This is a genomic window from Parahoeflea olei (assembly GCF_001703635.1).
GTDB classification, from domain to species: Bacteria; Pseudomonadota; Alphaproteobacteria; order Rhizobiales; family Rhizobiaceae; genus Hoeflea; species Hoeflea olei.
On the sequence record NZ_LQZT01000007.1, the window covers coordinates 1 to 25,557 of the forward strand.

Annotated in this window: 21 protein-coding genes, 1 pseudogene and 1 CRISPR repeat array (1 of these 23 only partly in view); of the genes and pseudogenes, 7 read left to right on the forward strand and 15 right to left on the reverse strand. The window is 67.2% G+C overall.

The window, feature by feature from the left end; translation table 11 throughout:
• The 8 genes and pseudogenes from AWJ14_RS22725 to AWJ14_RS06535 form a co-directional block, all read right to left on the reverse strand.
• Positions 1–106: pseudogene (locus AWJ14_RS22725) on the reverse strand (flagellar biosynthesis protein FlgA); the annotation flags it as partial.
• Positions 107–120: 14 nt separating this feature from the next.
• Positions 121–1,116 carry an alcohol dehydrogenase catalytic domain-containing protein gene (locus tag AWJ14_RS06505; RefSeq protein WP_066176590.1) on the reverse strand — a complete coding sequence of 332 codons (996 nt, stop codon included), beginning with the start codon at positions 1,114–1,116 and terminating at the stop codon, positions 121–123.
• Positions 1,117–1,126: 10 nt separating this feature from the next.
• On the reverse strand, positions 1,127–1,885 hold the full coding sequence (locus AWJ14_RS06510) for an SDR family NAD(P)-dependent oxidoreductase (protein WP_066176593.1): 759 nt from the start codon (positions 1,883–1,885) through the stop codon (positions 1,127–1,129).
• Between the two features lies 1 nt (position 1,886).
• Positions 1,887–3,203, reverse strand: coding sequence for a histidinol dehydrogenase (gene hisD / locus AWJ14_RS06515; RefSeq protein WP_066176595.1), 1,317 nt, complete (start codon positions 3,201–3,203; stop codon positions 1,887–1,889).
• 31 nt (positions 3,204–3,234) lie between these two features.
• Positions 3,235–4,563 (reverse strand): TRAP transporter large permease, encoded by a 1,329-nt coding sequence (locus tag AWJ14_RS06520; protein WP_066176598.1) that lies wholly within the window; start codon positions 4,561–4,563, stop codon positions 3,235–3,237.
• Positions 4,564–4,573: 10 nt separating this feature from the next.
• On the reverse strand, positions 4,574–5,089 hold the full coding sequence (locus tag AWJ14_RS06525) for a TRAP transporter small permease (protein WP_245304153.1): 516 nt from the start codon (positions 5,087–5,089) through the stop codon (positions 4,574–4,576).
• 112 nt (positions 5,090–5,201) lie between these two features.
• Positions 5,202–6,353, reverse strand: coding sequence for a TRAP transporter substrate-binding protein (locus AWJ14_RS06530; protein ID WP_066176600.1), 1,152 nt, complete (start codon positions 6,351–6,353; stop codon positions 5,202–5,204).
• Positions 6,350–6,580, reverse strand: coding sequence for a hypothetical protein (locus AWJ14_RS06535; RefSeq protein ID WP_139112556.1), 231 nt, complete (start codon positions 6,578–6,580; stop codon positions 6,350–6,352). The genes AWJ14_RS06530 and AWJ14_RS06535 overlap by 4 nt, the downstream gene beginning before the upstream one ends.
• A 111-nt stretch (positions 6,581–6,691) precedes the next feature.
• Here AWJ14_RS06535 and AWJ14_RS06540 point away from each other — a divergent pair, with 111 nt between their 5' ends.
• The gene (locus AWJ14_RS06540; protein ID WP_066176606.1) at positions 6,692–7,708 is read left to right on the forward strand and encodes a LacI family DNA-binding transcriptional regulator; all 1,017 of its coding nucleotides are present in this window, start codon (positions 6,692–6,694) and stop codon (positions 7,706–7,708) included.
• A gap of 79 nt (positions 7,709–7,787) precedes the next feature.
• Here AWJ14_RS06540 and AWJ14_RS06545 read toward each other — a convergent pair whose 3' ends face one another.
• The 4 genes from AWJ14_RS06545 to AWJ14_RS06560 all read right to left on the reverse strand — a co-directional run bounded on the left by AWJ14_RS06545 (position 7,788) and on the right by AWJ14_RS06560 (position 15,281).
• On the reverse strand, positions 7,788–11,180 hold the full coding sequence (locus AWJ14_RS06545) for an error-prone DNA polymerase (RefSeq protein ID WP_066176607.1): 3,393 nt from the start codon (positions 11,178–11,180) through the stop codon (positions 7,788–7,790).
• The gene (locus AWJ14_RS06550; protein ID WP_245304160.1) at positions 11,177–12,793 is read right to left on the reverse strand and encodes a Y-family DNA polymerase; all 1,617 of its coding nucleotides are present in this window, start codon (positions 12,791–12,793) and stop codon (positions 11,177–11,179) included. The genes AWJ14_RS06545 and AWJ14_RS06550 overlap by 4 nt, the downstream gene beginning before the upstream one ends.
• Positions 12,693–13,595 carry an ImuA family protein gene (locus AWJ14_RS22730; RefSeq protein ID WP_245304154.1) on the reverse strand — a complete coding sequence of 301 codons (903 nt, stop codon included), beginning with the start codon at positions 13,593–13,595 and terminating at the stop codon, positions 12,693–12,695. Before AWJ14_RS22730 ends, AWJ14_RS06550 begins: the two co-directional genes overlap by 101 nt.
• Before the next feature lie 159 nt (positions 13,596–13,754).
• Positions 13,755–15,281, reverse strand: a complete 1,527-nt coding sequence (locus AWJ14_RS06560; RefSeq protein ID WP_066176612.1) for a UxaA family hydrolase — start codon at positions 15,279–15,281, stop codon at positions 13,755–13,757.
• Between the two features lie 471 nt (positions 15,282–15,752).
• Here AWJ14_RS06560 and AWJ14_RS06565 point away from each other — a divergent pair, with 471 nt between their 5' ends.
• The 5 genes from AWJ14_RS06565 to AWJ14_RS06585 are packed head-to-tail and all read left to right on the forward strand — an operon-like array spanning position 15,753 to position 20,746.
• Positions 15,753–16,619, forward strand: a complete 867-nt coding sequence (locus AWJ14_RS06565) for an FkbM family methyltransferase (RefSeq protein ID WP_083220099.1) — start codon at positions 15,753–15,755, stop codon at positions 16,617–16,619.
• Positions 16,612–17,517, forward strand: coding sequence for a glycosyltransferase family 10 domain-containing protein (locus tag AWJ14_RS06570; protein ID WP_066176614.1), 906 nt, complete (start codon positions 16,612–16,614; stop codon positions 17,515–17,517). The genes AWJ14_RS06565 and AWJ14_RS06570 overlap by 8 nt, the downstream gene beginning before the upstream one ends.
• Positions 17,514–18,572, forward strand: a complete 1,059-nt coding sequence (gmd, locus tag AWJ14_RS06575) for a GDP-mannose 4,6-dehydratase (protein ID WP_066176615.1) — start codon at positions 17,514–17,516, stop codon at positions 18,570–18,572. The genes AWJ14_RS06570 and gmd overlap by 4 nt, the downstream gene beginning before the upstream one ends.
• Positions 18,573–18,605: 33 nt before the next feature.
• Positions 18,606–19,547 carry a GDP-L-fucose synthase family protein gene (locus AWJ14_RS06580; protein ID WP_066176617.1) on the forward strand — a complete coding sequence of 314 codons (942 nt, stop codon included), beginning with the start codon at positions 18,606–18,608 and terminating at the stop codon, positions 19,545–19,547.
• Positions 19,544–20,746, forward strand: a complete 1,203-nt coding sequence (locus tag AWJ14_RS06585; protein WP_066176619.1) for a DegT/DnrJ/EryC1/StrS family aminotransferase — start codon at positions 19,544–19,546, stop codon at positions 20,744–20,746. The genes AWJ14_RS06580 and AWJ14_RS06585 overlap by 4 nt, the downstream gene beginning before the upstream one ends.
• A 19-nt stretch (positions 20,747–20,765) precedes the next feature.
• Here the strand turns inward: AWJ14_RS06585 and AWJ14_RS06590 are convergent, their stop codons facing one another.
• Complete coding sequence (locus AWJ14_RS06590) at positions 20,766–21,629, reverse strand: alpha-1,2-fucosyltransferase (RefSeq protein ID WP_066176621.1); 864 nt, start codon at positions 21,627–21,629, stop codon at positions 20,766–20,768.
• Positions 21,630–21,830: 201 nt separating this feature from the next.
• On the opposite strand from AWJ14_RS06590, the gene AWJ14_RS06595 reads away from it, so the two are divergent.
• Positions 21,831–22,496 carry an FkbM family methyltransferase gene (locus tag AWJ14_RS06595; protein ID WP_066176623.1) on the forward strand — a complete coding sequence of 222 codons (666 nt, stop codon included), beginning with the start codon at positions 21,831–21,833 and terminating at the stop codon, positions 22,494–22,496.
• Positions 22,497–22,579: 83 nt separating this feature from the next.
• Here AWJ14_RS06595 and galE read toward each other — a convergent pair whose 3' ends face one another.
• A complete protein-coding gene (gene galE / locus AWJ14_RS06600; protein WP_066176624.1) occupies positions 22,580–23,575 on the reverse strand; it encodes a UDP-glucose 4-epimerase GalE in 996 nt (331 codons plus the stop codon).
• Positions 23,572–24,342 (reverse strand): glycosyltransferase family 25 protein, encoded by a 771-nt coding sequence (locus AWJ14_RS06605; RefSeq protein WP_066176626.1) that lies wholly within the window; start codon positions 24,340–24,342, stop codon positions 23,572–23,574. Before AWJ14_RS06605 ends, galE begins: the two co-directional genes overlap by 4 nt.
• Before the next feature lie 504 nt (positions 24,343–24,846).
• Positions 24,847–25,557: direct repeats of the CRISPR family, unit length 31 nt; unit sequence GTCGCCCCTTCACGGGGGCGTGGATCGAAAC (it continues 1,426 nt past the right edge of the window).

The window sequence follows — 25,557 nt, forward strand, 5'->3', positions numbered from 1 at the left end:
CATGCGTGACCACGCACAGCATCTTCGTCCCGGCCTTCAGGCCCTCGACAACCACGACGCCGACATTGTCCGCGTGTTCATGTACCAGCAAATGGGGAGCCCCCATGGCGTATCTCCTTCTTACGGTTTGAGAATGATTTTCGGGGCGGCGGCCCGCCCGTCGAGAATGTCAGAAAAAGCGGAGGCGCCGTCTTCGAGCGGGCGGATCTCGCTCCAGTCGAGCGCGCCGAGCCGGCCGTCGAAGATCGCCGCGGCCGTGTCGCGGAAATCCCTGGGCGTGTAGGTATAGGCGCCGATGAAGGTGATCTCCTGCAGCGTCATGCGGCGGATATCGAGCCCGCCCTGGGCGTCGCCGAGACCGATATGGATGATCACGCCACCGGGCCGCACGGCCCGGCTCGCGGTCGCGCGCGTGGCAGAAAAGCCGACGCCGTCGATCACGACATCATAGGCGCCGGGATCGGCGGCCATCACCGCGTCGGGCGAAGCGACAGTGAAGTCGCCCGCCGACCGGATCGCCGGGAGACGGCGTTCGTTGGCCTCGCTGATGGTCACGTCGCCAGCCCCTTGCGCCTTGAGCGCCAGCGCCGCGCCCAGCCCGATGGCGCCGCCGCCGATGACGAGACATTTCGCCTTCGCCAGCGGCAGGTCGAGCGCGCCGGCGCCAAGCCGGACGCCGTGCCAGCCGCAGGCGAGCGGTTCGGCCATGCAGGCCTTTTCGAAGGACACCCCGTCGGGGATTTCAACGAGGTTTTCCGCCGGAATCGCGATCAGCTCCGCGAACGCGCCCTGGCGCGGCATCATCGACAGGATCTGGCGCGAGGGGCAGAGATTGTTGCGGCCGGCCTTGCAGGCACGGCAGCTGCCGCAGGTGGCGAGCGGATTGACGGTGACGCGCCGGCCCGTTCCCGGGCCTTCGACCACGACACCTGCCGCCTCGTGGCCGAGGATCAGCGGCGCGGGCCGGCGTTCGTCATGGCCGAGATAGGCATGCATGTCGGAGCCGCAGATGCCGACGGCCTCGACCCGGACCAGGCATTCGCCGGATTGCAGCACGGGCGGCAGCTCGTCGCGCCACTCAAGGCTGCGCGGCGCGGTGTAGACGAGAGCTTTCATGAACGGGTCCTCATTTGGCGGTATAGCCCCCGTCGACGAACAGCACCTGGCCGGTGACATAGCCCGACGCGTTGGAGGCGAGGAACAGGAGCGGCCCGTCGAGATCGGCCATCTCTCCATTGCGGCCGATGCAGGTGGCCGCGGCATGCGCGCCCGAGACCTGGGGATCGGCGAAGACCGGGCCGGTGAGCTCGGTCGGAAAGAACCCCGGCGCCAGCGCATTGGCGTTGATGCCGTCGGCCGACCAGGCCTCGGCCATGGCGCGAGTCAATTGCTCGACCCCGCCCTTCGAGGCGCCATAGGCGATGCCGTTTGAAAAGGCGCGGCGCGACTGCAGCGAGGCGAAGTTGATGATCCTGCCCCAGCCCCGTTCCCGCATCGCCGGCACCAGCGCCTGGGCCAGGAAGAACGGCACCGTGAGATTGAGCGCGATGGTGCGCTCCCAGCCCTCGGGCGTGACCGCGCCGGCATGCTGGCGCAGGTTGAGCCCCGCGGCATTGACCAGAATGTCGGGCGGGCCGAAAGGTACAGCGGCCTTTTCCGCGATCGCCGCGACATCGGCGCCGCCGGCAAGATCGGCGGCAATCGCCGCGGTCTCGCCTTGCGCCTCGCGGCGCCAGTCCTCGAGCGCATCGGCGCGGCGCGCGAGCCCCACCACCTTTGCGCCTGCACCCGCCAGGCAACTGGCCGCCGCCCGGCCGAGGCCGGAGCTCGCGCCGGTGACGAGCGCCACCCGGCCCTCGAGGCCGAACATGTCCTGAACGCCCATCTCAGATATCCCGGTCGGTGCCGGAGAGATCGAAATTCTCGCCGGGGAAATATTTCCTGAGGCGGATATCGGCGGTGCGGGCGTGTCCCTCCATGCCTTCGAGCCGGGAGATGCGCGCGGTCGCCTCGGCGATCGGCTTGGCGCCCTCGCGGGTGGCGCGCTGCCAGGTGACGATCTTCATGTATTTGTGCACCGACAGCCCGCCGGTGTAGCGCGCGGCCTTGGAGGTCGGCAGCACATGGTTGGGCCCGGACGCCTTGTCGCCGAAGGCGACCGTCGTTTCCTCGCCCAGGAACAGCGAGCCGTAGCAGGAGAGCCTGTCGAGCCACCAGTCGGGGTCGGCGGCCTGCACGGTCAGGTGTTCGGGCGCATAGTCGTCGGAGGTCGCTGCCATTTCCTCGCGGCTGTCGCACAGGATCACTTCGGCAAAGTCGCGCCAGGCGGCGGCGGCGTTGTCGCGGTTGACCTCGGGCAGCGTGTCGATCAGCTTCGGCACAAGGGCCATCACGGTTTCGGCAAGCGCGCGGTCGTCGGTCACCAGCCATACCGGCGAATTGTAACCGTGCTCGGCCTGGCCGACGAGGTCGGCGGCGACGATCTCGGCGTCGGCGTCCTTGTCGGCGAGAATCAGGCTGTCGGTGGGGCCGGCGAACATGTCGATGCCGACGCGGCCGAACAGGATGCGCTTGGCTTCGGCGACGAACTGGTTGCCGGGACCGACCAGGATGCCCGAGGCCGGGGCCCCGAACAGGCCGAAGGCCATCGAGGCCACGCCCTGCACCCCGCCCATGGCGAGGATGGTGTCCGCGCCGCAGAGATCGGCGGTGTAGAGGATCGCCGGATGCACGCCCACATCGGGCCGCGGCGGCGAGCAGACCGTGATGTGCTTGCAGCCGGCCACCTTGGCGGTGGTCACGGTCATGATGGCGGAGGCAACGTGGCTGTAGCGGCCGCCCGGCACATAGCAGCCCGCGGCCTCGATCGGGATGATCTTCTGGCCGGCCACGAGCCCCGGAACGATCTCCACCTCGACGTCGCCCAGCGTCGATTTCTGCGCTTCGGCGAACTTCTTCACATTGTCATGGGCAAAGCGGATGTCGTCTTTGAGCTTCTGCGGCAGCTGCGAGGCGGCGCGCGCGATCTCTTCGCGGGTGACGACGATGTTGCCGGTGTAGCGGTCGAACTGTTCGGCATAGCGCCGGGCAGCCTCTTCTCCGCCGGTCTCGATCTGGTCGAGGATGGCCTGGACCGTGTCACGGACGGAGCCGGACTCGGCGGATGCGGTTTTTTCGGCTTTCTTGAGATAGATGCGGGACATGTTCCCGGACCTCCTTTTGATGGGTGTCAGGCTATTGGTAGATGGCGGGCAGCAGGGTGGTGGACAGCGCCGGGACATAGGCGATGAACAGCACGACGATCAGCATGAACAGTACGAAGGGGATCGCCTGCCAGGCTATTTTCAAAATCGATTCGCCGGTAATGCCAGATACGACGAACAGGTTGAGACCGAGTGGCGGGGTGATGAAGCCGACCCCGAGCGCGGTGACCATCATCACGCAGAACTGGATCTCGTTCATGCCGATATTGTCGGCGAGCGGCTTGAGGATCGGCGCCAGGATGACGATGTTGGGTGTGGTCTCCATGACGCAGCCGGCGGCGATCAGGATGAAGATCATCATCAGGATGATGATCACGGGATCTTCGCTGACCGAGGTCACGGCCTGCACGAACCCCTGCGGCACGCCCATGATCGCCAGCGCCTCGGCAAGCGGGGCGGAAAAGGCGATGATCGGCAGGATCACGCCGTTGACCTTGGCGGAGCCCAGAAGCATGGCCGGGAAATCGGCAAGACTCAGCGTGCGCAGCATGAAGCCCATCAGGATCGTGACCACCACCGCGGTGGCGCCGGCCTCGGTCGGCGTCAGACGTCCGGAAAAGATGCCGTAGAAGATGATGCCCGGCACGATGAAGGCATACCAGCCGGATTTGAGCGCATGGCCGAGATTGGAGGCCCACTCGCCGAACGTCATCGGCTCGCCGCCCTCGTAGTGGTAGATGCGGTTGACGACGAGATTGGTGACCAGGATCGAGACGAGGATCAGGATGCCCGGAATGAGGGCCGCCAGGAACAGCGTCGAGGCGGAGATGCCGAGCACCAGGCCGATGATGATATAGGCGATGGAGGGCGGAATGAGGATGCCGGTGCAGGCGCCGGCGGCGACCAGCGCGCAGGCATAGGGCCGCGGATAGCCGCTTTCGACGAGCCGGGCGATGGTCATGCGGCCGACGGCGGCGGCCCCTGCGGCATCCGAGCCCGAAATCGCCGCGAACATGCCACAGACCAGCACCGTGGCCGAGCCGAAGCCGCCCTTGGTCCAGCAGGTCAGCGCCTCGGCGACATCGAGAAACTTGCGGCTCAGTCCCGTGCGCACCAGCACATCGCCGGTCAGGATGAACAGCGGCACGGCGGTCAGCGCAAAGGCGTCGATGCCGGTGAACAGGCTTTCGCCGACCGCGCTCAGCGGCATGTCGCCGGACATTGCCAGCATCAGGATCGCGCCGGCGCCGATTGCCGCCCAGACCGGCACCGCAAGGGTGATCAGCGCGACGAAGAGGATGACCGGTGCATAGAAGTCCCAGCCGAGTTCGACGGTCTGGTTGAGCTGTTGCCAAAGCATGATGCGCCCCTCACTCGAACAGCTGGTCGCCTTCATAGACGGGCGAGCCGTCCAGAAGGCAGCGGATGTCACGGACCAGCGACTGGGCGAGGCGCCACAGCATGATCGCAAAGCCGAGCGGCACCGCCATCAGGAACCACACCATCGACACCCTGAGCCCGGCGCTGACGGAACCGTATTTGGCCGAAACCAGCACCGTCTCGAACGACCAGTAGAGCGCGATCACGGCGACGACGACCATGACCAGGTCGCCGAAGATGTAGAGCGCGGCCTTGGCGCGCGGCCCGAGGTAATGCATCATCACGTCGATGCGGATATGGCCGCGCTCGCGCACCGCCGCCGCGGCCCCGATCCAGACGAGATAGATAAAGGCGTAGCGCACCACCTCCTCGCCCCAGATCGAGGAATAGGCGAAGACTTCGCGGCGCAGCACCTCGATCGCCATGGTCGCGACCAGCAGCACGTAGAACATCAGCAGCGCCCAGCGTTCCAGGTTCCGGTCCAGCGCACTCAGGAATTTCGACACGATACCTCCTTCGCGGCGCCGCCCTGTCCGGGCCGCCAGCCAGCGTTGTTGGTTGGTTTGCCGCTTCCGCCGCCCGGGAACTTGCCGGCGGCGGAAGCCTCAGAGGGTGGGATCAGGCGTCGTGGACGTAGTATTTGCCCTTGGTGCCGGCGGCCTCGACCAGCTTGTCGAAGGTGTCCATCGATCCGGCCAGCTCGGTCTTGTAGCTGTCCCATTCGGAGCGCTGGTAGCCGACCGTCTCCTTCCACTCGTTGAGCTGGTCTTCCGTCAGCGAATGGAACTCGACGCCGGACTTGGCCATCTCGGCCATGGCGAAGGCGCGGGCCGAGGGCACCTTGGCGAGGTTCTGGTGGAAGCTCATCTCCGAAGCCCAGGCGATCGAATCCTGCACGTCGGCGGGCAGGCCGTTGAACCATTCGAGATTGCAGGCATAGGCCTGGCTGTCGGGCACGGCCTGGGTGAAGGTGACATGGCTCAGGATGTCCTTGAAGCCGAAGGCGTAGAGCGCGCCGACCGACGGGTCGAGCGCATCGGCCACGCCCTGCTTGATGGCCGAGGGCGTCTCACCCCAGGCCACCGGCGTGGGATTGGCGCCGCCCATGCGGTAGAACTGCTGGAGCATCTTGGAGCCCGGCACGCGAAACTTCACGCCCTGCAGGTCGGCCGGCGTGATGATCGCCTTGCCGCCCTGGCGCACGGCCATCACCCGCGGATCGATGCAGAAATAGAACATCGGCTTGAAGCCGCGCGCCTCGACCAGCGCATCGACTTCCTTCTTCCAGATGTCCGAGGTCACCAGATTGACGAAGCGCTGATTGGCGCCGCAGAAATAGGGCATGTTGATGAGATCGACCGCCGGCGCAAAGGGCGCGAAATTGGACAGGGAGAACTGGCCGGCATTGACCGTGCCGCCCTGCACCTTCTGCGCCAAAGCCGAGCCGATGCCGAGCTGGCCGCCGGGGGCGAGCTTGACATAGATCTTGCCGTTCGACGCGTTCTGGAGGTTTTCCTTCACGTCGAGCTGCATCATCGGATAGCTGCGCGAGGTGCCGATCACATATTCGGTGGCGAGCGTCATCACATGGGCGGCCGCGGCCTCGCGGTCCTTTTCCTCCTTGGCGGTCTGCGCCACCGCCTCGTCCGACCACAGCGTCCCCGCCGCGCCGAGCACCATGGCGGCGGTGAAGGCGCCAGCTCCGGTCAGCTTGAGAAAATTGCGTCGCTCGGCCGAAGCCAGGTCATCCTGAATGCTCTTGTCGGTCATCGGGTTTCCTCCTCCCCATTGTGTGCTGATGTGGTGTCGCGCGCGCCCCCTGCCTCGATGATGAGCAGACCGGCGACGAAGAAACTGCAGGAGAGCGCGAGCAGCACGGCCTGCTGCAGATCGGTCAGGAAAGCGGCGCGAAAGAAGGCGCCCGCCACCACATCCGCGGCGAACAGCGCCATCGTCAGGGCAGCCAGCCAAAAGACCGGTTTTTCCGCGTGTATCATGACCCCTCCCAAGGTTTCGACCGTTGCAATGTAAGCGCTTACATGGTTTAACGCAACCACCTACAGCGTGCTTTGGGGTATATTTGTTTCAGCAGCCATGATGGAGGGCCCGTGAACGACCATAGCAAGCCAACGCTCGATGACGTCGCGCGCGCGGCGGGCGTGTCGACGGCAACGGTGTCGCGCTGCCTCAATTCGCCCGATCAGGTGATTGCCGCGACCCGTCTGCGGGTGATGCAGGCGGTGGAGACGCTCGGCTACACGCCTGATTTCGGCGGGCGCGCGCTCGCCTCGCGGCGCACCAACACCGTGGGCGCGATCATCCCCACCATGGACAATGCCATCTTTGCGCGCGGGCTGCAGTCGTTTCAGGAAACGCTGTCGCGCTTCGGCAAGACGCTTCTGGTGGCGAGCTCGAATTACGATCCCGCGCGCGAGCGCGAGCAGATGGAGGCGCTTGCCGGGCGCGGGGCCGACGGGCTTTTGCTGATCGGCTCGGCGCGGCCCGACATGAGCACCGATTACCTGCGCCGGCGCGGCATTCCCTTCGTGCGCGCCTGGAACCTCGGCAGCGGCGACGGTCATTTCGTGGGCTTCGACAACCGCGCAGCGGCGGCGATGCTGGCCGAGAGGGTGATCGCCTATGGCCATCGCCGGCTTTCCATGATCGCCGGCGTCACGCAGATGAACGACCGCGCCGCCGACCGTATGGCCGGCGTGCGGGATGCCGCCCGCGCCGCGGGCATCGCCGATGCCGACCTGCCGGTGATCGAGGCCGCCTATACCTTTGAGGACGGCGCGCGCGCCATGGGCGAACTGATGGCGCGGACGCCGCGGCCGAGCGTGGTGATGTGCGGCAACGACGTGCTCGCCGTCGGCGCCATGCAGCGCGCGCGCGAACTCGGCCTTGCCATGCCGGCGGACGTCTCGATCACCGGGTTCGACGACATCGATCTCGCGCGTGTGGTCACGCCGGAACTGACCACCGTGCGGGTGCCGCACCGGCGCATGGGCGAGGCGGCGGCGGAAATGCTGATCAGGCTCATCACCAAGCAGCCGGTCGAAACCCATGTCAAGATTCCGACCGCGATCGTCGAGCGCGGCACGCTGGGGCCGCCCCGGGACTGAGCCCACGCCTTGCCCCGGGTCGGGCCGGCCTTGCGCCGCGCTCGCCGCGCCCGGGCCTGGCACATGCGGGGATCGGGCCTCAATGGAAATTCCGCCCCTTCGGCAGCGCCCTGCCCGCGGCGCGCACGCGCGCCAGCTCCTCGAAATCGGCGCGCAGGTCCGGCGCGTCCCGGATCAGCCGGGCAATGCCGGCCGAGGACCTGCGCTCGCGGAGCCGGCTGTCCTCCGCCACCGGCCGGCGCACCTCGTCGGCATTGGCAAGCCCGCCCATGGCGCCGGCCATGTCCGAGATCCGCGCCATCATCGGCGTCAGGTCCTCGAGATGATCGGCCACCACATGGATCACCCCGTCCTCGTTCTGCACCCGGCCGCGCACGGCGACGCAGCGGCTGCCGAGCACCACGGCGCGGAATTTCTCGAACACTTTCGGCCAGACGATGATGTTGGCGACCCCGGTTTCGTCCTCGATGGTCTCGAACACTACGCCCTTGGCCGAACCTGGCCGCTGCCTCACCAGCACCAGGCCCGCGACCTGGACCTGGCGGCCCGAGCGGATGGTCTCCAGGTCTGCGCTGACGCGGCAGCCTGAGCGGGCCAATTCGGCGCGCAGGAAGGCCATCGGATGTGCCTTCAGCGAGAGCGACAGCGACTGGTAATCGTTGATCACCTGCTCGCCGAGCGGCATCGGCGGCAGGTGCACATCGGGCTCGTTCTGCAGGTCGCGGCTGTCGGCGAGCGCGAACAGCGGCAGCCGCTCGGCACTCGAGAGCGGATCGAGCGCCTTGACCGCCCACAGCGCATCGCGGCGGTCGAGCCCGATGGAGCGGAAGCAATCGGCCTCGGCCAGTTGCTCGATCGCCCGGCGCGGCAGGCCCGAGCGCATCCACAGGTCGCGCACGCTGTCATAGCCGCGCCCGCGCCGCTCGACGAGCTGGCGCGCATCGGCCTCGGCCAGGCCCTTGACGTGCTGGAAACCGAGCCGCACCGCGTGCGACTGTTTCATCACGCCGGCCATCTCGCGATGCCGTGCCGACAGGGGCTGCGGGGCGGCACCGGGTTCGAGCGTTGCGTCCCAGTCCGAGCAGTTGACGTCGACGGGACGGATCTCGACGCCGTGCTCGCGCGCATCGCGCACCAGTTGCGCCGGCGCATAGAACCCCATCGGCTGGGAATTGAGGATCGCCGCGCAGAAGACGTCCGGGTAATGGCATTTGAGCCAGCAGGAGACATAGACGAGAAGCGCGAAACTCGCCGCATGGCTTTCCGGGAAGCCGTATTCGCCAAACCCCTCGATCTGGCGGAAGCAGTGCTCGGCGAAGTCGCGCTCGTAGCCGTTGGCGACCATGCCCTCGACCATCTTCTTCTGGAACGAGCCGATGGTGCCGACCCTGCGGAAGGTGGCCATGGCGCGGCGCAGCTTGTCGGCCTCGCCCGGCGAGAAGCCGCCGGCGACGATGGCGATGTTCATCGCCTGCTCCTGGAACAGCGGCACGCCGAGCGTCTTGCCGAGCACGGCGCGCAGTTCCTCCTTCGGGAAGGTGACCTCCTCCTTCTTCTGCCGGCGGCGCAGATAGGGATGGACCATGTCGCCCTGGATCGGGCCGGGCCGGACGATCGCCACCTCGATGACGAGGTCGTAATAGCAGCGCGGCTTCAAGCGCGGCAGCATCGACATCTGCGCCCGGCTTTCGATCTGGAACACGCCGATGGTGTCGGCGCGACAGATCATGTCATAGGTCGGCCGGTCGCCATCGGGCAGCGAGGCAAGCGTCTCGCGGCGGCCGTAATGGGCCTCGAGCAGGCCGAAGGCCTTGCGGATGCAGGTGAGCATGCCGAGCGCCAGCACGTCGATCTTGAGCATGCCGAGGCTTTCGAGATCGTCCTTGTCCCATTCGACGATGGTACGGTCCTCCATCGCCGCGTTCTCGATCGGGATCAGCGCGGAGAGCCGGTCGCGGGTGATCACGAAGCCGCCGACATGCTGCGACAGGTGCCGCGGGAAGCCGACGATCTGCGAGGCGAGGTCGAGCATCTGCGCGAGATGCCGGTCGGAGGGATCGAGACCGGCGCGGCGGGCGTCTTCCTGGTCGATCTCGCGCGACCAGCCGCCCCATTTGGTGCCCGAGATGGCGGAGATCGCGTCGTCGGAGAGGCCGAACACCTTGCCCACCTCGCGGATCGCCGAGCGGGCGCGATAGGTGATCACGGTGGCGGCCAGCCCCGCCCGGTCGCGACCGTATTTCCGGTAGATGTACTGGATCACCTCCTCGCGCCGCTCGTGCTCGAAATCGACATCGATGTCGGGCGGCTCGTTGCGCTCCTCGGAAATGAAGCGCTCGAACAGCAGATCGACCTTGCCGGGATCGACCTCGGTGATGCCGAGACAGTAGCAGACCGCGGAATTCGCCGCCGAGCCCCGACCCTGGCAGAGGATGCCTTCAGAGCGGGCGAAGCGGACGATGTCGTAGACGGTCAGGAAATAGGGGGCGTAATCGAGCTTGCGGATCAACTCCGTCTCGTGGGCGATGGCCCTTGTCACCTTTTCCGGAGCGCCCTCGGGATAGCGCCGGGCGAGACCGATGGCGGTGAGCCGTTCGAGCGCCTCCTGGGCGGGCAGCGGCGTGTCGCCCAGTTCCGCAAAGACCGGCGCGTCGGGATACTGGTAGCGCAGTTCGTCGAGCGAAAAGCGGATGCGGCGGAAGAGGGTGAGCGACTGCGCCACCGCCGCCTCATAGCCCCTGAAGGCATGCAGCATGTCGGCGGGCGCGCGCAGATGCCGTTCGGCATTGGGCTCAAGCCGGGCGCCGATGGTGGTGAGCCGCTCGCCCTCGCGGATGCAGGTGAGCACGTCCTGCAGCGGCCGGCGCTCGGGCGCGTGGTAGAGCACGTCGCCCATCGCCACCAGCGGCAAGCCGTGAGCTTCGGCCAGCCGCGCCGCCATCACCATGCGGCGCTGGTCGAGGCTGCCATAGGCGCGGATCAGCGCCAGATGCAGGTGATCGGGAAATCGCTCCCGCAGGCGTTCGAGCACCGGTGCGAGCGTCCGGGCGTCGCGGTTTGCCGGCACCAAGGCCATCAACAGGCCCGCGCCGCGGGCGATCAGATCCTCGAGCGTGAGGTGGCAGTCGCCCTTGGGCGCACGGCGCTTGCCAGTGGTCAGAAGCTCGCACAGATTGGCGTAACCGGCGCGATCCTCTGGCCAGACCAGAATGTCGGGGGTGCCATCCATGAACGCGAGCCGGCACCCGGGCGCGAAGGCGAGCCCGGCCTCCTTGGCCGCCATGTGGCCGCGCACCACGCCCGCCAGCGAATTGCGGTCGGCAATGGCTAGGCCCGAAAGCCCGAGGCGGGCGGCCTGCACCACCAGTTCCTCCGCATGGGACGCCCCGCGCAGGAAGGAAAAATTGCTCGCGGCGGCGAGCTCCGCATAGGCGGGGGCCGAACCCGGACCGGACAAGGGACGGGCTGTCATGCGAACAGCCCGTGCATGTACCAGGCCGGCTCGCCGGTCTCGCGGCCATAAAGCCCGTGGCGGAACAGCCAGAAGCGGTAGCCCTGGCTGTCTTCGACGCGGAAATAATCGCGCGTACGCGCGCCGCGGCCATCGCGCCACCATTCGCAGGCAATGCGCTCGGGTCCTTCCGAGCGGGCGACCTCGTAGGAGACGCCGCGCCAGCGGAATTTGAGCGGCGGGCCGTCGGGCACCTCGGCGATGGTCTGCAACGGCTCCGGCCGCTCGAACAGGATCAGTGGCCGGGTGACGATGCCCTCGGGCAGCCCCTCGTCTTGGGGCACCGCCGCGAGCGCCAGTCCCGCCGCCGCACGCCCCCTCCCCGCCCCCGGCTGCAGGCGGGCGGCAGGCAGCCGGCCGAAGCTGCGCTCGGGAATATGGGTGTCGGCCAGCACGAAGCGCTGCACCCGCCCCGTACCGAGCCGCGCGCCGAGCCGGTCGATCAGCGCGTCATGATCATGCTCGCCGCCGCCGGCGCCCGCCACCAGATCGGCCTGCACGCCCGCGAACGGATCGGCATGGACCACGTCGAGCCGGATCAGGTCGAAGCCGAAGCCGGCGTCGAGATCGTCGTGCAGGCCGGCGATGCGCTCCTCGAACAGGCGGGCGATCACGCGCGCATCGCGCAGCGGCCGCGCCGTCTGGATGGCAAGTTCGCCGACATGACCATCGACCCGGAACAGCCGGATCCGGCCGCGGCGCAGGCCGAGCCCGCGGCGCTCCAGCGGTTCGATGAGGCCCGCCGCAAGGGCCGCGATCACATGGCTGATCTCGTCGTGCTGGCTCACCGGCTCGGCGAAGCGGCGCTCGGTGGACAATTCCGCCACCGGCATGAGCGGCGAGAGCGCCTCGGCCTCGCGCCCGAGCGCCTGGTCGAGCCGCTGCAGCAGTCGCGCGCCAAAGCGGGCGGCGAGCGGCGCGCGCGGCAGGCGGGCGATACAGCCCACGGTCTTGAGCCCGACGCGGCCAAGGGCCGTGACCAGGGAGGGCTCGAGCCGGAGCGCGCTCAGCCCCAGCGGCTCGATCGCGGCCGCATGGGCGCCCTCGGGGAGGATCCGCGCCTCGCCATGGCGCGCCATCGCCCAGGCGGCGCCCGGCGTGTCGGCCAGGCAGAGCCGGACGGAAAACCCTTGCGCGCAGAGCCGCGCCTCGAGATCTGCGACCAGCCCCGCCTCGCCACCCAGCAGATGGGCGCAGCCGGTGATGTCCATGAACAGGCCATGACTGCCCGCCGCCTCCGCCGCCGCATCGAGGGCGACGAGCGGCGTGTAGCGCTCGCACCAGCCGGCAAGCTTCAGAAGCAGCGCCCGGTCGCCCTCGGGATCGGCGGGGCGGCAATCAAGATCCGGCGCAAGCGCGCGGGCATCGCCGAGCGTCTGGTCGCGCCGCAGCCCGCGAGCCCGGGCGCGCTCGTCGAGGGCAACGATGCGCACGGCATTCCTGACCATGTCGGTGACGACGACGGGGGGCGCGTCAGGATGCGCGTCCGAAATCCTGTCGGTGATCCAGGACCTGCCCCATTGTGCGCGGCGGATCCTGTCGGTGGCCAGTCGCGGAAAGGCGATGGCGAGAATGCGCTGCCGGGTGGACGGAGCGGAGGACGGGGGTGGGAGCGGCATGATCGAAGGTCCTGGTCTGAGGGTTCCAGGCCACAAACCAGTGGCCCGTGCGCCCCGTTCGGTTGCGTTCCAGCGTGAGCGACAGCCGCATGGCCCCCACGCCGCGTTGGTCAAGGTCGTCCGTCCCCGATATTTCCGTGTTCACCCGCCAGCGCGTGGCCGCCGCACTCGCCTCCTCCTCCCCGCTCTGGCGCAGAACCAGCGCCAGCACCCCGCTTTGCCGCGCGCGCAGCATCAGCCGCCGCGTGGCGGTGATGTCGAAGCGCGCCGGATTGCCCCGGATCTGCAACACCAGCGCGGCAAGCCCCGCGCAGTCCGCCGCCTCGTCGGCCGCCCACAACGCGCCCTGCAGGTCCGCCGGTTCGACCATGGTGATCAGCGACGGATCGAGCCCGTGCTGCGCCAGCCCCGCCGGGAACAGCCCGCCGCCATCGACCCGGGCGGCAGGATCGCTGACCCAGACGACGCCCTGGCGGCCGCCGCGCCCGGCCTGGCCGGCCCGCACGGCGAGACCGAGCACGAATCCCGCCGCCGCGCCGATGTCGCGCGCAAGCGGACTGCGCACTTCGTGCAATCCGCCACAGGCGAGCCCGCCCTCGAGACAGCGATCGACCGCGGTCGCGCCCAAGGCAAGCGGCGCGGCCGCGCCGGCATCGCCAGCTCCCATTCCGCTGTGCGCCCGACAGGCACGAGCTTCACCGGCACGGGTCTGCGCGGCGAGGATATCCGTTGCAATTTGCAGCCGCGAAAGACTCATGGTCCCCTCAAATGTTCATGTTATGTTCTAATAAACACCGGACTCGGCGCGAGAGTCAATCGGCAGATTTCTGCCATGCCACGACAAGGCCGCAAAGGGTTGGCGCGTAAGGGAAAACCAGGCCACGGGCGGCCACAGGGGCCACCCGCGGAGGCGGGATCACATCACCGCGCCCATCTGCCAGGGCACGAATTCGGCGCCGCCGAAGCCCAGTTCCTCGCTCTTGGTCTTTTCGCCGGAGGCCACGCGCAGGAACAGTTCGAAAATCTCGCGGCCCTTGGCTTCGAGGCTCACGCCTTCGGTGACGATGTCGCCGCAATTGATGTCCATGTCGTCGGACATGCGGGCATACATTTCCGAATTGGTGGCAAGCTTGATGCAGGGCGTCGGCTTGTAGCCCGACACCGAGCCGCGGCCGGTGGTGAACACAATGAGATTGGCGCCCGAGGCGATCTGCCCGGTCACCGAACAAGGGTCGTAGCCGGGGCTATCCATGAACACGAAGCCGCGCTCGGTCACGGGTTCGGCGAATTTGTAGACCTGGGTCAGCGGCGCCGAACCGCCCTTGGCGACCGCGCCGAGCGACTTTTCGAGAATGGTGGTGAGCCCGCCCTTCTTGTTGCCCGGCGAGGGATTGTTGTCCATCTCGCCGCCATTGCGGGCGGTGTAGTCCTCCCACCAGCGGATCCGCTCGACGATCTTGGCGCCCACTTCCGGCGTCACCGCGCGGCGGGTGAGGAGATGTTCGGCGCCGTAGATCTCCGAGGTTTCCGACAGGATGGTGGTGCCGCCATGGGCGACCATCAGGTCGGAGGCGACGCCGAGCGCTGGATTGGCGGTAATCCCGGAATAGCCGTCCGAGCCCCCGCACTGCATGCCGATCACGAGGTGCTCGAGCCCTGCCGGCGCGCGCACGGCCTGGTTGGCGACGGCCGCCATTTCCTTCAACTGCTCGACGCCGCGCTCGATGGTGCGGCGGGTGCCGCCGGTCTGCTGGATGGTCATGTAGCGGATATTGCCGTCGGCGCGCATGCGGCCGCGGCCCACCAGATCGGGCACCTGCATGACCTCGCAGCCGAGCCCCAGAAGCAGGATACCGGCGAAATTCGGATTGCGGGCATAGCCCTGCAGCGTGCGGAACAGGGTCTCGTAACCCTCGTCGCGGCCCGACATGCCGCAGCCGGTGCCATGCACGATCGGCACCACGCCGTCGACATTCTCGAACTCGTCGAGCCAGCCCTGCTTCTCCACGGCCTCGGCGATGAAGCGGGCGACGGAGCCCGAGCAGTTCACCGAGGTCAGGATGCCGAGATAGTTGCGGGTGCCGACCTTGCCGTCGGCGCGGTGGTAGCCCATGAAATGGCGGTTTTCGGCGGGCGCGGGCAAGGCCCGGATCTCGGTCGAGAATTCCTGCGCCTCGGCATGGCCGCCCATCGAGAGATTGTGCACATGCACATGTTCGCCCGGAGCAATGGCGCGGCTGGCGAGACCGATGGTCTGGCCGTAGCGGATGACCCGCTCCCCGGCTACAATCGGCCGGCAGGCGATCTTGTGCCCGCGCGGCACGGTTTCCAGGAGCGCTGCCTCAAGCCCGGGGATCACCGCGCCGGCCACGAGGTCCTTCAAGGCGATGATGACATTGTCCTGGGGATTGAGACGAATGGTCGAAGGCAGGTCGGTGGTCATGCAGTGTCCGTTTGTTGCAGGCCGATTCATGTGGACGCGGTGCGTCCGCAGGGCCGGATGGTCAATCTAACATGTTAGTATGCCAGTAAACAGTGGCTTTGTCATATCAGGCGAATCCCTTTCAGCCAATACACGGAATCCGCGCATCACACGTGATGGCGCGACGCGGCGCCGGCGCGCGATTCCGGTTCCGGCCCAAGTCCGGGTTCCCGCAGCCCTGCGCGGACCGGGGCGGGATTTGCCTGCGCCCGTTGCCGCGGACCGCAGGCCGATGTAAACGGCACGCATCTGCCCGCCGGACGGCGGCACATGCGGCAGCGGGCCGCTTGAATTGACCACCGGGAACTGGGACAACACGACCGATGACGCCAACACGATGCCGGCGGACACGACGAGACCCGTTGCGAGCCGCAGGCGGGACCCGATGATGGCCCGGGCGCTTCGGGGCAACAGCAAGGATGGGGGTAACGCATGAGCCAGGAGTGGAAACCACTCGACAAAGGCCGCTGGTCCGCACAGGGAGCCGCGGGTGACGGCGCAGGCGGGCCGCACAGCGCTCCCCCGACCGCGCTGCAGCAGCGCCTGATCGACGTGGCGCGCGGCGGCTGGCTGCGCCGCGGCATCTTCCGCGCCACCGTCTCCCGGCTGGTCTTCATGCTCGGCGGCGGCCGCCCGCTCGATATCGGCTTCCGGGGCGTCACCTTCCGGCTCGAAGGTGGCCGCAACCTGATCGAATACGGCATCCTGCTCAATCCCGCCTACAATGCCGAGGACATCGACTTCCTGCTCGGCGCCGTCGCGGACGGCGGCGTATTCGTCGATGTGGGCTCCAATATCGGGCTCTACAGCCTGCCGCTCGCCCGCGCCGCTGGACCAACCGGGCGCTGCGTGTCGATCGACGCCAACCCGCTGATGATCGAGCGGCTCAAGCGCAACGCGGCGCTCAGCGGGCTCGGCAATGTCACCGCCATCGCCAGTGCGGTGAGCGACCGCGAAGGCTCGGGTCAGCTTGCGGTGCGCAAGAACGACGACGCCATCGTCGCCGTGGAGGAAACCGGTACCGGCCCGATTCCGGTGAGGACGCTGTCGGCTCTGCTCGCCGCGGCCGGCATCACCAGGGTCGACGGGCTCAAGATCGACATCGAGGGCCATGAGGACAAGGCGCTGGTGCCCTTCCTCGACGCCGCCGCCCCGGACATGCTGCCCCGCCGCATCGTCATCGAGCACCCCGAGCCCGGCGCGGACTATCCGGGCTGCACGGCCGCCTTCGCCCGCCACGGCTACCGGCTCACGGGCCGCACGCGCAACAATTCGCTCTACAGCCGCGGCCATGACTGAGACACCCGAGCGCCCGGACACGGCCCCGGCGATCGCCATCGTGCCCTATGGCAAAAGGGCGACGCTGAGCTTTGCGCGCTTGAACCTCGACGAGCTTTCCTGGCCGCTTGGCCGGCCTTCACGGCTTGCGCACGGCACGATCGCCGACATGAGTCCGGACGATCATCTGGTCGCCTATGTGAATTCCCGGCTGCTCTACATGCCGCGTCCGGGAGTGCGGGCGCGGATGTCGGTGATCGTGGTCGAGCCCGAGGCCGTGCACCGGCGCAACATGATCTGGCTCAGGCTGTTGTGGTGGCGCTTTTTCAAGGTGCTGAGCTGCAATGCCGCGCTGCTTCGGGCAATCCCGAACGGCCACCGCTTCGTGTTCGGCTCGACTTGGGTGCCGGACTGGCGCAGGATCGACACCGGCAAGACCCGGATGCTCTCGCTGATCGCATCGCAAAAGCGGACCTATGAAGGCCACAGGCTGCGCCACCAAACGGTCGACTGGATCCGCGCGAACGGCGTCGAGGCCGACATTCTCGGCCGCGGCTATGCGCCGTTCGAGCGCAAGTCCGACGGGCTTGCCCCGTACCGCTATTCGGTGATCATCGAGAATGTGCGCGAGCCCAGCTATGTCACGGAAAAGCTGATCGATTGCCTGCTCTGCGAGACCGTGCCGATCTATTGGGGCGCCCAGGACATCGAAGAGATTTTCGACACCCGCGGCATGATGGTGTGCCGCTCGCTTGCGGACATTGAGGCCGCAATCGGCTCGGTTTCAGAGGCCGACTATGCCTCGCGTCTTGAATTTATCGCCAAGAACAAGGAAAAGGCATCTCGATACGCCGACCACGAGCGGGCCGCAGCCCGCATCGTCGAGATCGCCGCGCAAAGGACGAAACCCAAGCCATGACCGACAGCACATCGCCCAAAACCGCCCTGATCACCGGCGTGACCGGACAGGACGGCGCCTATCTTTCGGAGTTCCTGCTCAAGAAGGGCTACAAGGTGCACGGCATCAAGCGGCGCACCTCGCTGTTCAACACCGCCCGCATCGACCACCTGTTCGACGGCGAGTACGGACGCTCCGGCCAGTTCGTGCTGCACCACGGCGACATGACCGATTCCTCGTCGCTCACACACATCCTGCAGCAGACCAAGCCCGACGAGGTCTACAATCTCGCTGCCCAGAGCCATGTCGCGGTCTCCTTCGAGGAGCCTGAATACACCGCCAATTCCGATGCGCTCGGCACGCTTCGGCTGCTGGAAGCGATCCGCATCCTCGGCCTGAAGGACAAGACCAGGTTCTACCAGGCCTCGACCTCCGAGCTCTACGGCCTTGTGCAGGAGACGCCGCAGACCGAGCGCACGCCGTTCTACCCGCGCTCGCCCTATGGCGTGGCCAAGCTCTATGCCTACTGGATCACGGTCAACTACCGCGAGGCCTACGGGCTCTATGCCTGCAACGGCATCCTGTTCAACCACGAAAGCCCGCTGCGCGGGGAAACCTTCGTGACCCGCAAGATCACACGGGCGCTGGCGCGCATCAAGCTCGGCAAGCAGGATGTGCTCAAGCTCGGCAACATGGATGCGCTGCGCGACTGGGGCCATGCGCGCGACTATGTCGAGATGCAGTGGCTGATGCTGCAGCAGCAGGAGCCCGAGGATTTCGTGATCGCCACCGGCGTGCAGTACTCGGTGCGCGACTTCGTGCTCGCGGCCGCCGACGCGCTCGGCATGCGCATCACGTTCGAGGGCGAAGGCGTGGACGAGGTCGGCCGCGACGAGTCCGGCAAAGTGGTGGTGGCGGTCGACCCGCGCTATTTCCGCCCGACCGAGGTGGAGACACTTCTCGGCGACGCCTCCAAGGCCAGGCAGAAACTCGGCTGGACGCCGCAGACCTCGTTTGCCGATCTGGTCGCCGAAATGGCCGAGGCCGATCTCGAAGAGGCGCGGCGCGATGGCTGAGCCCGCCCGAAACCTGGCCGGGAGCGTGCGCGGATGAAGATCCTGCTCACCGGCGGCAACGGCATGGTCGGCCGCAACATCCGCGACCGCGCGGAGCAAGGCCGGCACGAACTCGTCGCGCCGCCAAGCCGCGAACTCGATCTGACCGACGCCGCGGCCACCGAAAGCTATGTGGCGCAACTCAAGCCGGACATGATCATCCATGCCGCGGGCCGGGTCGGCGGCATCCAGGCCAACATGGCCCATCCGGTCGAGTTCCTGGTCGAGAACCTCGACATGGGCCGCAACATCGTCATCGCCGCGCGCAAGGCGGGCGTGCCGCAGCTCATCAATATCGGCAGTTCCTGCATGTATCCGCGCGCCGCCCCAAACCCGCTTGAGGAAAGCGCGGTGCTGACGGGCGAACTGGAGCCCACCAACGAGGGCTATGCGCTTGCCAAGGTGATGACGGCACGGCTCTGCGACTATGTAAGCCGCTCCGATCCGCATCTCTCCTACAAGACGCTGATCCCGTGCAACCTGTTCGGCCTTCACGACAAGTTCGACCCGGCCGTCTCGCACCTGCTGCCTGCCATCATCCGCAAGGTGGACGAGGCGAAGCGGACAGGCGCCGGGACGGTCGAGATCTGGGGCAGCGGCGAAGCGCGACGCGAATTCATGTTCGCCTCGGATCTCGCCGACGGCATCTGGACCGCGGTCGAACGCTTCGACGAACTGCCGGCCACGATGAACATGGGCGTGGGCACCGACCATTCGATCAATGATTACTATGCCGCCGTGGCGCGGGTGATCGGCTGGCAGGGCAGCTTCACCCATGATCTTTCGAAGCCCGTGGGCATGAAGCAGAAGCTGGTTTCGGTCGCCTTGCAGCAGCAGTTCGGCTGGATGCCCGCGACCCCGCTCGATGAGGCGATTGCCGAGACCTACGCGCATTACCGCACGCTCGAAGAGGCGTCCAAGGAGACTTCCAAGTGACAGAGATCGCGTTCCCGCTGGCCACCAGTTCCTGGGACGAAAAGGAATATGCGGCGATCGACCGGGTGGTCCGATCCGGCTTCTTCTCGATGGGCAAGGAAGTGGCGGCGTTCGAGAAGCTGTTCGCCGAACAGCTCGGCGCGCCCTATGCGATCATGTCGAATTCGGGTTCGTCGGCGAACCTCCTGTTCGTCGCGGCGCTGCGCTACCATTCGCGCCACAAGCTTTCACCCGGCGACGAGGTGATCGTGCCGGCGGTCTCGTGGAGCACCACCTATGCGCCGCTCTACCAGTACGGGCTCAGGCTCAAATTCGTCGATATCGATCTCGACACGCTCAACTACGATCTCGACCGGCTGGAAACGGCGGTCACCGAGCGCACCCGCGCGATCATGGCGGTCAATCTTCTCGGCAACCCCAATGATTTCGACCGCATCGCCGCCATCATCGGCGAGCGCGACATCGTCCTGCTCGAAGACAATTGCGAGTCGCTGGGCGCGACCTTCAACGGCCGCCAGGCCGGCACCTTCGGGCTCGCAGGCAGCTATTCGGCGTTCTTCTCGCACCATATCTCCACCATGGAGGGCGGGGTCACCGTCACCCATGACGAGGAGCTGTTCCACATCATGCTGAGCCTGCGCGCGCATGGCTGGACCCGCAACCTGCCGAACCCGAACCGCGTGACCGGGGTGAAGGGCGACGATCCGTTCGAGGAAGCCTTCCGTTTCGTGCTGCCGGGCTACAATCTCAGGCCGCTGGAAATGAGCGGCGCGATCGGCATCGAGCAGATGGCGAAGCTTGCGATGATCGTCGAGAACCGGCGCCGGAACGCGGCGCTGTTCAAGCAGGTGATGGCGGACTTCCCGCAGATCCGCACCCAGCGCGAGACCGGCGAAAGCAGCTGGTTCGGCTTCTCGATGATCCTCGACCCCGACTGCGGCCTGAGCCGCAGGGAGCTGGTTTCCTGTTTCGACCGGCACGGCATCGAGGCGCGGCCGATCGTGGCCGGCAATTTCGCCAAGAACGAGGTGGTCACGCGCTACATGGATCACGAGATCCATGGCAGCCTTGCCAATGCCGAACTCGCAGACCGCAACGGGCTGTTCATCGGCAACCACCATTATCCGCTCGAAAAGCCGATGGAGCAGTTGCACCTGGCGCTGACCCAGGCCTTCGGCCGCAACAGCACTGACGTTTGAAGTCTGCGCGGCCGCCCGCTCAGTCGAGCCGGATCCAGCCCTCGGGCCAGATGTCGCGGTTGACGAGCTTGTCGTCGGCGAACCAGCGCGAGGGCGCAACCACCACCTTGTCCGGTGACGGGTTGAGCCAGGCGCCCCACCAGGAGAACGAGGAATTGGCGATGATGTGGTGCCGGCAGGCGCTCATCAGCCGCAGATCCTCGTAATTGTGGTCGGAATCATTGTGGTCCATCACCCGCATCTCGAAGGGCAGCCGGAGATTGTCGCGCACCCAGGCGGGATCGTCGGAGAAGGTCACGATCAGCGGCGCATCCGACATGGTTGTTGCGATGCGTTCGGCCGCCCGCGCGTAGTAATCGAGCGTGCAGGTGCCATGGGTGGCGTTGGTGCGCGCGTCGCGGACATAGTCGCCGCGCCGAATGTGCAGCGAGATCGCCGGCCGTTCGGCAAGCTCGGCGAGGATCGCGGCATTCTGGTCGGACGGCGGCGTGACGATCCGGAAATCGGCGCGCAATTCCGCCTGGAACCGCTTGAAATAGCGCTCGCTCTGCCAGTAGCCCTTGAGGTAGACGCCGTCGCCAAGCGCATCGAAGCCCGCGTTGAAACTCAAGCCGTCCTCGCGCACCAGCCGCGGCTTGAGCTTCAGGCCGCGCCAGAGCAGATAGCGCAGCGGCGCGCGCTTGCGCTCGGGCGGCAGGTCGCCATCGCCGGCCTTGCGCGCGACGATGGCGAAATGGTCGAGCCCGTAGCCGAACTGGGTGCTGCCGTCGAATGCGCGCGTATCGAGCAGAAGATCCGTGCCGTGGCGCAGCGCCAGCGCCCGGCCCGCGGCATACTGGAACATCTGGTTGCCGAGGCCGCCATTGATGTGGGTGATGATCATGCGCAGGTCTCTTCTCAGCATACGGGCTGGCGATGGAAGGCAGGCCGCAAGTCACTTCGCCGGCCGTGATCGGTTGGGCTTAGGAGAAAAACCGCCGGCCGGTCAATCGCAATTTGCCCCGGCCGGGCTTGCCCCCGGTATGGCGCCGGAGGCAAAGCTGTGACATGACGTTGCTTTGCCGATCACGCCTGGATGCGATGCATGTTGAGAAAAATCCGCCGCCATTTCAAGGAAAAGCAAAATCCGCATCTGAAAACCCAGCGGCTCGAATACCGCCGGTGGCGTGCCGACAATGGCGAGACCCGCCGCACCCGCTTTCCCGGCCTGACGCCGGAGTCGACGATCTTCGATTTCGGCGGGTTTCGCGGCAGCTGGACGCAGGCGCTGTTCGACTATTACGGCTGCCGGGCGCAGATCTTCGAGCCGCATCCCCGTTTTGCGGCCGAGCTTGAAGCGAAATTTGCGGCCATTCCGCAGATCACCGTCAACCCGTTTGCGCTCGGAGGCGCGCATGGCAGTTTCCCGATCTCCGACCAGGGCGACGCCTCCTCCGCGTTGAAAACCTCCGGCAGCACCCTGACGGGACGCGTCGTCGCCGTGAGCGACTTCATGGCCGGCTTCGAGCCGGACAGGATCGACGTCGCCAAGATCAATATCGAGGGCGGCGAATACGACCTCCTGCCGGCGCTTCATGCGGCCGGCTTGCTTCGCCGCTTCGGGCTTTTGCAGATCCAGTTCCACCTGTTCGACACGAGCCACATCGCCGCCCGCGACGAGATCCGCCAACAGCTCTCACACACCCACCGGTGCGACTGGAGCTATGACTTCATCTGGGAGCAATGGAGCCTCAAGCCCGACCAACCGTGAGGATGTCGCGCGGCATTCGTGTGCCCGCCGAAACATCCTGAGGTCGGGCGGAGCGCCTGGCCCCGAGACACACGGCATGGCGGTCAGGCACGGCTCTGGCGGGCGGCGAGCCGGCGTTCCCATTCGATCGCATGGGTGATGATGGTTTCGAGATCGCCATATTCGGGCGCCCAGCCCAGCACGTCGCGGGCGAGCGTGGAATCGGCCACGATCATGGCCGCATCGCCCGCCCGGCGCGGCGCGCGCTCCACCGGAAAATCGACGCCCGAGACCGCCTTGACCGCCGCGATCACCTCGCGAACCGAATAGCCCGAACCGGAGCCGCAATTGACCGCCATCGACGCCCCGCCGCGTCGCAGATAGTCGAGCGCGCCGAAATGGGCGCGGGCCAGGTCGGTGACGTGCACATAGTCGCGCACGCAGGTGCCGTCCGGGGTTTCGAAATCGTCGCCAAAGACCTGGACCCGGTCGCGCTTTCCGGTCGCGGCCTCCGCGGCGATCTTGATGAGATGCGTGGACCTGCCCGAGGACTGGCCCGCGCGCATCTTCGGGTCGGCGCCGGCGACGTTGAAATAGCGCAGGCAAAAGCTGCGGAATTCCGGATTGACTGCAGATACGTCGCGCAGCATCAGCTCGGTCATCATCTTCGACGCGCCATAGGGCGATTCCGGCGCGAAGGGCGCCGTCTCGACGACCGGCTCGAGCCCCGGCGCACCATAGACCGCAGCCGAAGAAGAGAAGATGAAATGCCGGACTCCCGCCGCCAGCGCATGGGCGATCAGCACGCGCGACTTGCAGGTGTTCTCGCCATAATAATCGAGCGGACGCTCCACCGAGTCGGGCACCACGATGAGCCCGGCGAAATGAATGACAGCCTCGATATCATGGGCGGAAAAGATGGTTTCGAGCGCCTGCGCGTCGCCGATATCGGCGCGGTAGAACGTGGCGCCCGCCGGCACCGCCCAGGCATTGCCGGTGCACAGATTGTCGATGACGACGACGTCCTCGTTGCGCGCGAGCAGTTCAAGCACCATGTGGCTGCCGATATAGCCTGCGCCGCCGGTGACCAGTACGCTCACGGCCGGCCTCCGCGCGCGGCGAGAAACCGTGCCGAACAGGCGCGGATGCGGCGGCGATAGACAAAGCGCCGGAGCTCACGGCCGAGCCTGCCCGCAAGCCCGCCACGGCCGGCGATGGAAATGGTGCTGCCGCCCGCTTGCGCGGTGCGGTCGCTCACGCCCGAGGGGATCACGCAGCCGGGCGCGACCCCGGTCACCCAGCCCATCTGCAACAGCCCGTCCACCGGCCGGTCGATGCGCTCGCTGAGTTCGAGGAGCCGCGCCGCCTGCGCGGCGCTCACGAGCTGCGCCGAGGTGCGCAGCATGACGATGTCCGGCCGCACCAGCACCACGTCGCCGCGGCGCTCGACCTCAGCGGCACTCCCGGGCACCGGCCGGACCTGGAACTGGATGTAGCCTTCGCGATCGACCACCTCGCTCGCCATCGCAAAGGCACGGGCAAAGGCCTCGCGATCGATCTCGACATCGTCCTCGAGCACGAGGCCGGCGGCGAGCCCGCGCTCGACGATCTCGCGCCAGACCTTGCGGTGGCTCAGGAAACAGCCGATCTCGCCCATCGACAGCTCGAACGGATAGGGCGGATCGAACAGGCTCTGACGGCTGAGGACGGCGTCGATCTCCGCCTTGGGCAGCGCCCGGCCGTCGACCGCGTCGATCACCTCGGCCGGCACCGGCGAGGCGGCGCGGATGCGCTCGACCTGCGGCCGCCGCGCCTCGGCGCGCGCCAGATGAATGATGAAGGCTTCGATCCCGCCCGGTTTGCTCATGCCACGCCCGCTGCCGCCTTTCCGGCCAAGTGCCCGCCGGAGCGGCGGATCAGCCCCCTTCTAGACTGGGGACTTCGCAGGCCGCAAGGGGAGAGCGGCCGCAGCCTCCCCATGCCGCAGGACGGGCGGGGAGCACAGGCCGCTCGCCTGCTGCGCGGATGAATGTGAACGCCGGGCGGATCCGCCAAAGAGCAGGCCCCCCGGAAGCAGAAGTTCGCGCCGGCAGGCCCCCCGCCTCCCTGGCTGCGTCCTGAACGACCGCGCCCGCGCCGTGCCCGCGCCCGAGCGCACGCCCGAGCCAGCCCCCCGGGGACCCGCTACAGCGGTGCGAACCGCAAGCGTGCGGCAAAACCCCGGCAGGTTCGCACCCGCCCCAAGCACCTGAAACGGCGACAGCTCCTGCTCAAGCCCGGCACCACCCCGAGGCTGCGGCATCCCTTTTCGGCACGGATCGCGCCTGCTCCCCCGTTTCACTCGCCCCCGCAATGGGTTAGAACAACCGCAGTCGCCCCTTCACGGGGGCGTGGATCGAAACCGCGCAGGCGTCCTCGGGACTGATATCCTGCAGCCGTCGCCCCTTCACGGGGGCGTGGATCGAAACATCTCGGCGCACTCAGCCAAGCTCGGCCCGCAAGTCGCCCCTTCACGGGGGCGTGGATCGAAACGCCGGCATCGCCACCAATGTCATGCCCGGCGAGCGGTCGCCCCTTCACGGGGGCGTGGATCGAAACCTTGATCGGCACGGTAGAAGCCGCGATCAGCGAGAGTCGCCCCTTCACGGGGGCGTGGATCGAAACACAAGGATATCAACGGGTCCGCAAGGCGTCTTTAGTCGCCCCTTCACGGGGGCGTGGATCGAAACGGCCGCGACCAGGTGGCGGCGCGCATCCACGATCGTCGCCCCTTCACGGGGGCGTGGATCGAAACCGCGCGCAGGCTCTTGATGTCGAGGATCGCGCCGTGTCGCCCCTTCACGGGGGCGTGGATCGAAACGCACTGCTCTCGGGCGGCGCACCGGTGCTCTATGTGTCGCCCCTTCACGGGGGCGTGGATCGAAACCCCAAAAAGCTGCCCGGCGTGCGCGCCTGGTCGGTCGCCCCTTCACGGGGGCGTGGATCGAAACGCCCACTGCAGGGGCCGGTTTGGCGCGATCTTCCGTCGCCCCTTCACGGGGGCGTGGATCGAAACTCCTACAACAGCAACGATGATGCATTT

Coding starts and splice junctions, on each gene's coding strand:
- AWJ14_RS06545 (WP_066176607.1), bottom strand. CDS start 11,180: ATGACAGCCCGTCCCTTGTCCGGTCCGGGTTCGGCCCCCGCCTATGCG.
- AWJ14_RS22730 (WP_245304154.1), bottom strand. CDS start 13,595: ATGAGTCTTTCGCGGCTGCAAATTGCAACGGATATCCTCGCCGCGCAG.
- gmd (WP_066176615.1), top strand. CDS start 17,514: ATGACCGACAGCACATCGCCCAAAACCGCCCTGATCACCGGCGTGACC.
- AWJ14_RS06605 (WP_066176626.1), bottom strand. CDS start 24,342: ATGAGCAAACCGGGCGGGATCGAAGCCTTCATCATTCATCTGGCGCGC.
- AWJ14_RS06595 (WP_066176623.1), top strand. CDS start 21,831: ATGTTGAGAAAAATCCGCCGCCATTTCAAGGAAAAGCAAAATCCGCAT.
- AWJ14_RS06535 (WP_139112556.1), bottom strand. CDS start 6,580: ATGATACACGCGGAAAAACCGGTCTTTTGGCTGGCTGCCCTGACGATG.
- AWJ14_RS06560 (WP_066176612.1), bottom strand. CDS start 15,281: ATGACCACCGACCTGCCTTCGACCATTCGTCTCAATCCCCAGGACAAT.
- AWJ14_RS06520 (WP_066176598.1), bottom strand. CDS start 4,563: ATGCTTTGGCAACAGCTCAACCAGACCGTCGAACTCGGCTGGGACTTC.
- AWJ14_RS06580 (WP_066176617.1), top strand. CDS start 18,606: ATGAAGATCCTGCTCACCGGCGGCAACGGCATGGTCGGCCGCAACATC.
- AWJ14_RS06570 (WP_066176614.1), top strand. CDS start 16,612: ATGACTGAGACACCCGAGCGCCCGGACACGGCCCCGGCGATCGCCATC.
- AWJ14_RS06510 (WP_066176593.1), bottom strand. CDS start 1,885: ATGGGCGTTCAGGACATGTTCGGCCTCGAGGGCCGGGTGGCGCTCGTC.
- AWJ14_RS06565 (WP_083220099.1), top strand. CDS start 15,753: ATGAGCCAGGAGTGGAAACCACTCGACAAAGGCCGCTGGTCCGCACAG.
- AWJ14_RS06505 (WP_066176590.1), bottom strand. CDS start 1,116: ATGAAAGCTCTCGTCTACACCGCGCCGCGCAGCCTTGAGTGGCGCGAC.
- AWJ14_RS06590 (WP_066176621.1), bottom strand. CDS start 21,629: ATGATCATCACCCACATCAATGGCGGCCTCGGCAACCAGATGTTCCAG.
- AWJ14_RS06530 (WP_066176600.1), bottom strand. CDS start 6,353: ATGACCGACAAGAGCATTCAGGATGACCTGGCTTCGGCCGAGCGACGC.
- hisD (WP_066176595.1), bottom strand. CDS start 3,203: ATGTCCCGCATCTATCTCAAGAAAGCCGAAAAAACCGCATCCGCCGAG.